This window comes from Acinetobacter sp. RIT698, from assembly GCF_009668065.1.
Lineage (GTDB): Bacteria > Pseudomonadota > Gammaproteobacteria > Pseudomonadales > Moraxellaceae > Acinetobacter > Acinetobacter guillouiae.
The window spans coordinates 22,612-28,684 of the sequence record NZ_WJYH01000053.1; the positions used below are offsets into that span (position 1 = coordinate 22,612).

At 37.4% G+C, this 6,073-nt stretch carries 7 protein-coding genes; 3 read left to right on the forward strand and 4 right to left on the reverse strand.

From position 1 onward, the window contains the following. Positions 1–7: 7 nt before the first annotated feature. Positions 8–613 (reverse strand): alpha/beta hydrolase, encoded by a 606-nt coding sequence (locus GJV03_RS18185; protein WP_105714451.1) that lies wholly within the window; start codon positions 611–613, stop codon positions 8–10. A 136-nt stretch (positions 614–749) separates the two neighbouring features. Next, entirely contained in the window at positions 750–2,156 is a 1,407-nt protein-coding gene (ffh, locus tag GJV03_RS18190) for a signal recognition particle protein (protein WP_004817818.1), read from the reverse strand. 144 nt (positions 2,157–2,300) lie between these two features. On the opposite strand from ffh, the gene ccsA reads away from it, so the two are divergent. The 3 genes from ccsA to GJV03_RS18205 all read left to right on the forward strand — a co-directional run bounded on the left by ccsA (position 2,301) and on the right by GJV03_RS18205 (position 4,660). Continuing rightward, positions 2,301–3,110 (forward strand): cytochrome c biogenesis protein CcsA, encoded by an 810-nt coding sequence (ccsA, locus tag GJV03_RS18195; protein ID WP_004724062.1) that lies wholly within the window; start codon positions 2,301–2,303, stop codon positions 3,108–3,110. Positions 3,111–3,131: 21 nt separating this feature from the next. Further along, complete coding sequence (locus GJV03_RS18200; protein WP_154130765.1) at positions 3,132–3,650, forward strand: hypothetical protein; 519 nt, start codon at positions 3,132–3,134, stop codon at positions 3,648–3,650. A 74-nt stretch (positions 3,651–3,724) separates the two neighbouring features. Continuing rightward, on the forward strand, positions 3,725–4,660 hold the full coding sequence (locus tag GJV03_RS18205) for a tRNA-dihydrouridine synthase (protein ID WP_178283385.1): 936 nt from the start codon (positions 3,725–3,727) through the stop codon (positions 4,658–4,660). On the opposite strand, the gene GJV03_RS18210 is transcribed toward GJV03_RS18205, so the two are convergent. Then, positions 4,657–5,016 carry an SseB family protein gene (locus GJV03_RS18210; RefSeq protein WP_105714453.1) on the reverse strand — a complete coding sequence of 120 codons (360 nt, stop codon included), beginning with the start codon at positions 5,014–5,016 and terminating at the stop codon, positions 4,657–4,659. The genes GJV03_RS18205 and GJV03_RS18210 overlap by 4 nt on opposite strands. A 283-nt stretch (positions 5,017–5,299) precedes the next feature. After that, on the reverse strand, positions 5,300–6,007 hold the full coding sequence (locus GJV03_RS18215; RefSeq protein WP_154130766.1) for a hypothetical protein: 708 nt from the start codon (positions 6,005–6,007) through the stop codon (positions 5,300–5,302). Between the last annotated feature and the right edge of the window lie 66 nt (positions 6,008–6,073).

Below are 6,073 nucleotides of genomic sequence, written 5' to 3' on the forward strand. Positions count from 1 at the left end.
AACCACATCACGATAAAATCGAATATGCAGCCTGAGTACCAGCTTGGGATTCAGGTTGTAATAGAACTGCTAACTTTTCCCAAAGTACAGTTAAGCTGGTATAGCCCTCTGTTGCCATAAAATGCCCTGCACCTTTCACCTCAATCATTTGTGAATTCAGCGAATAACCCAATTGAATACTGACAGGCGCTGGCACAAAAGGATCATTGTTGGAGAAAAAGATAAAGCGATTCAGAATATTCATTCTGAGCAGCGCATCATCGACCCGAGCGTGTTGTAAAAATAAGTTAAGTTCAGGTAAAACGGCTAAGTTTTTACTGAATCCCGCAACCAAAAACAAAGCACCTAATTTTCGCCCCAATAATTCACTCGAAAGAAAATCTAGACTAGCAATACCTCCTAAGCCATGTGCCACAATGATGGTATCGTCATTGAGTGACTTAATTTGCTGCGTAATATTATGCTTCCACAGCTCATATTGGGGCTGCTCTGGATGTGCTAGATCAATCACTTCACATGCATGTCCTGTCGCCAATACTTGTTGCTTTAGCCATGGATACCAATGATGTTCAGGGGAGTCTTTATAACCGTGTACGATAAATACTTTTTTCATAAATCAACTTCTTATCAATTATTGTTTAAATCATATTCAAATAATGGGCTCAGAATATCTAAACAGCCAACAAAAGTATGTTATTTTTATTTAACAAAAAAGCGCCCTAAGGCGCTTTTTATAAAAAAAATGAGACTTATTTTTTATCGTTATTACCAAACAATGGCCCCATACCGCCGCCACCGCCAAACTGTTTTTGCATTCCACCCAATGAGCGCATCATTTTTGCCATACCCGATGGATTGGCAAATTTCTTCATCATTTTCGCCATTTGTGCATGTTGTTTGATCAGTTTATTGACTTCAACCACATCCATACCACAGCCTGCTGCAATACGCTTTTTACGGCTCGGATTCATTAAGTCTGGGTTACGACGTTCTTTAATGGTCATCGATTGAATAATCGCTTCCATCTTTTTCACTTGCTTTTCAGGATTTGCTTGTGCAATCGCATCTTGAATGCCTGAATTGCTCATGCCAGGCAACTTATCCAAGAAGCCCATCATACCGCCCATTTTGTTCATCTGTTCAAATTGCATCAGCATGTCTTCAAAGTTGAAGCTCCCGCCCTTTTGCAATTTTTTCGCCATTTTTTCGGCTTTTTCTTTGTCGATTTTACGTTCAACTTCTTCGACTAAAGAAAGTACGTCACCCATACCCAAGATACGTTGTGCAACACGCTCAGGATGGAATGGCTCTAAGGCATCGAGTTTTTCACCCATACCTAAGAATTTAATTGGCTTACCGGTAATCGCTCGTACCGAAAGCGCCGCACCACCACGTGCATCACCATCAGTTTTGGTGAGGATAACACCCGTTAATGGTAATGCATCATTAAAGGCTTTGGCGGTATTTGCCGCATCCTGACCTGTCATTGCATCAACGACAAATAAGGTTTCAGTTGGGCCAATTGCAGCGTGTAATGCTTTAATTTCGTCCATCATGTCATCATCGACATGCAAACGCCCTGCCGTATCGACAATCAAAACATCGTTAAAGTTAATTTTGGCTTGACCAATTGCACGTTGTGCAATTTTAATCGGATCTTCAGAAGCGTCCGATTCAATAAAATCAACACCCACTTCAGCAGCAACTGTTTGCAGTTGCTTAATCGCAGCTGGACGGTAAACATCGGCAGAAACCATCGCCACTTTTTTCTTTTGACGCTCTTTTAAGAAACGTCCAAGTTTTGCCGCTGTCGTGGTTTTACCAGCACCTTGTAAACCTGCGAGAAGAATCACAACAGGTGGTTTTGCAGCTAAGTCTAGGCTTTCGTTTGCCTCACCCATCATTTTGGTGAGTTCGTCATACACAATTTTAACGAAAGCTTGACCTGGTGAAAGCTGAGTCATGACTTCTTGACCCAATGCTTCTTCCTTAACTTTCGCAATAAACTCACGAGTTACAGGCAAAGCAACATCGGCTTCAAGAAGTGCCATACGCACTTCACGTAAGGTATCTTTAATATTATCTTCGGTTAGCTGCCCAGAGCCAGTAACATTTCTGAGACTCTGCGTGAGTCGTTCTGTTAAGGTATCAAACATTGCAAAATCCGCTTAAAATAGCTAGTAGCAAAAAAATCTTTCTTAAAATAGAAAATTTATGCTCAAGATGCTATAGGATACTGTAGTTCACATGGAATTTATATCTTATAACATGAATATTCATCATCCTGAAAAAGGTTTGACATGATTAGCCTACCCTTGGTTTATACGATTTTAGCATTAATTGCCTATACCTCTTCATTTTGGTATTTGTTCATGCACTTAATGGCTAAACGTTCCGCAAACCCTTGGTTTATTGGCATCATGTCAGGTTTAGGGCTGATATTACATGCAAGTGTACTGCATAACGACATACTTACACCACTAGGGATTAATTACGACGTCTTTAACTTGATGTCTTTTACCTCTGCGTTAATGTTGGTTCTAAGTATGCTTTATAGTACCTATCGTCCTGTTCTTTCACTAAATTTGATTGGAATTCCTGTTGCCGCCTTTGGTTTGATTCTCGGTTTTTGTTTTAGTAAACCAGATCAATTTATTGAACAGCATTCTATCGGTTTAGACATCCATATCATTCTGTCTTTATCTGCTTATGCCGTTTTACTCATGGCAACCATACAAGCCGTTTTGATTTGGTTTCAAAACCGTGAACTCAAAAAGAAACAAAAAAAACGTATTTGGGTCAACTTCTTACCGTCATATCAAGCCATGGAATCCTTACTTTTTGATATGCTCATTACTGGTTTTGTTTTATTAACTGTCGCCCTATGTTTTGGTTTCTTTACCATTGATGACTTCTTTGCACAGCACCTAGCACATAAGACCGTGTTTAGCATTGTGTCTTGGTTTGTTTACGGTGCGTTGTTAATTGGTCACTATAAGTTTGGCTGGCGTGGTCAAAAAGCCATTCGCTTTACCATGATTGGATTCTTTTTATTGGCGGTTGGCTTTATTGGTTCTAAATTTGTTTTGGAAATGATTTTGCATCGTTGATAAACGCAGCGCTGAGCAAAAATGGACAGTATTTTGTATTCTTACTATAAATATATTGATACAGAAGCAGAAGAAATTATTTTATATGAATTAGATCTGGAATATTACTGCCTCAGATCAATTCTGGTGACAGCTTCACTCAGCATCAATACAAATTTAAACATAGAACAAGCGCATTTTTTCTTACCTGAAGGAAGTTTTTCTGACATTTTAGATGAAATTATTCCCATTGAAAAAGATGAGTTTTTAAATTTTTGGAATCAATCAATCTCTAAATATTTAAGTGATTGGAATGAATTAAAGAACAAATTTAAAATTGGACAAAACATTGAAACCGAGATTGTGTGTTTCTACCCTCAAGGGGTGATTGTTCAATATGGCGAAAGGTTTTATGGTTTAGCCAGTTACAAGGATTGTGAATCGCATTTAGGTTTAAAGAACATGTATCCACAACAAAAAATTCGACTTTATGTAGAAAGTTTTGATAATGAAAATTTATGGATCAACTTTTCAATAACACCCCCTTCAGCACTGACCTAGAATATATTTTGCATCGGTAGACATCTCCTACAAAAATGCGTATAACGCTGTTTTCATCTCATCAGGTAACAATTGTGAAACTTATACTCGCCCCAATGGAAGGCTTAACCGACCCTATCATGCGTGACGTTCTCACACATGTCGGTAGCTTTGACTGGTGCGTGACTGAGTTTATCCGTGTAACGGATTCGGTCTTACCTGACCATGTTTATCATAGCTATTGTCCAGAATTAAACAATCAAGGCAAAACAGCCGCTGGCACACCAGTACACGTTCAGTTTTTAGGAAATAATCCTGAAATGCTCGCAGCCAATGCGGTACGCGCTGCTGAATTAGGTGCTCCTGCAATCGATATGAATTTTGGTTGTCCTGCTAAAACAGTAAACCGTCATAGAGGTGGTTCAGTACTTCTCGATGAGCCTGAAGTTGTACATGAGTTGGTCAAGGCTGTACGTGATGCAGTACCCAAACACATCCCTGTATCTGCAAAAATGCGTTTAGGTTATATGGATCGAAATTTTACCCTTGAAAATGCGCATGCCATTGAAGATGCTGGCGCAGCGTGGGTCACTGTCCATGCTCGGACCAAAGCTGATGGGTACACCCCACCAGCATTTTGGGATCAGCTACAGCCGATTCGTGAAGCACTCAAGATCAATGTGATTGCCAATGGTGAAATCTGGACCAATGCTGATGCGAAACAATGCCAACTTGAATCAGGTTGCCAAGATTTGATGATTGGTCGTGGTGCTGTGACTACACCAGATCTCACCCAGTGTATTCGTAAAAATACGGATGAACCACTTATCACTTGGTCTGAACTATTAAATTTACAAATTCGTTTTTTAAATGGTCCATATAAAAAAGAGCTGAACATGGTCGGCCGTTATAAACAATGGATTGGGATGATGTCTAAGCATTACCCCGAAGCCAAAGCCTTATGGGATGAAATCAAACGGTTGAAAAAAATTGATGAAGTGCTGGAGAAATTGAATCCTGCACATTTTTAAATTGCTTCATCAATCTCTAAAATTGCTTTAATTTCTTCAGGTTGAAATTCTTTTGTTAATTCAGAAGTTGGATTCAATACCAATGTTGCCCCCTGAGTCATTTCAAAAAACTGCCGTGTATTTAACATGATATATTCGGCATCGACTCCAATATCATTTTGAATGGTTTCTAGCTCTATGAAGAATGGTATTGCTTGATCACCTTCTGGTGTTTCTAGAATACGGAATTGAATTTTTTTATGCTGATCTTGTGTTCCCAAACAATAAATATCCGATGCTAAAAGCAGATCGATAAAATCAGGGATCAATTCGTAGTTTTCTTGGGTGTTGATAAAGAGTTGTTGTAAATTTTGCATGTTGTTGATTGTCTATTTTTGGTGCCATTAATATAGCTTATTCACGGTAGATATGGAATTGATCTGAGTGCTCAATTGGATATCCTAAAGCTTTGAATTTCAAATTATCAAGATTTAAGTTATTGAATTTAAATTATTATAAAAGCTTTAATCTCGTTTAGGAAACTATATTCATAAAGCATCTACTGCTGAGGGGATACGAAATCACCATCACTATTAGTTTTTCTATAATCACCACAGGATGCCGGAAAAGGGACTAAGCAAAAAATCCAAACAAAGAATTTCACAAATTGCATTTTTGAGGAATTCCTTTACTTTGGTAAATATTGAAATAAGTATTATTCTTTGTGAGTTCAGTATTTAATTCTAACCAATAATCCTTAACATTTACTCTCGTCGTCACTAAAAATTCACAATACTCATTCACATTATTTTTTATATTTAAAATATGTTGCTTCATGAGTGAAACATACACCTCTTTTGATTTCCTCTCATCAATCACATTCAGAGCAGAAATAAAACTTGTGGGAACAATCGGATCTGTATTCATTTTTTTAAATCTTTTCCCATTGTATTCAATACTTAACCCTAGACGAATACTTTTGAGTTGATTAAATTTAGAGTTCGTTGCATAAATCTCAGAAAAGAAATCAGGTGTTTGACTGTTATTATTAAAAAAATAAATTTTCTTGGTCGTCAAGCCATAGGATAGCACTTCATAGCGTTTACTATTCGAGACTGTATCCCTATTGATATAACCTATTTTTGCAAGGTTCTTTATTATTTCATCTAAATCTACAGGCATTGCTTTTAAATTAAGCTGGTTTACTGGCGCAAATCTGGAGTAATTTATTTCAGAAGATAACGCTGATATTTCTTTATCTTCAAAATTAAAAATTCGATTTTCTACATTCGCTCCAAAAATATAGGATGTCATAGAAAAACATATCAGAAATACGCTTTTAAGTTTAATAATATAATGATTTTTCATAATTTTTATCTATCATTTTTGGTATAGTATACAGTATAAGCACAGCTATTGACTTGACCCTTCTCT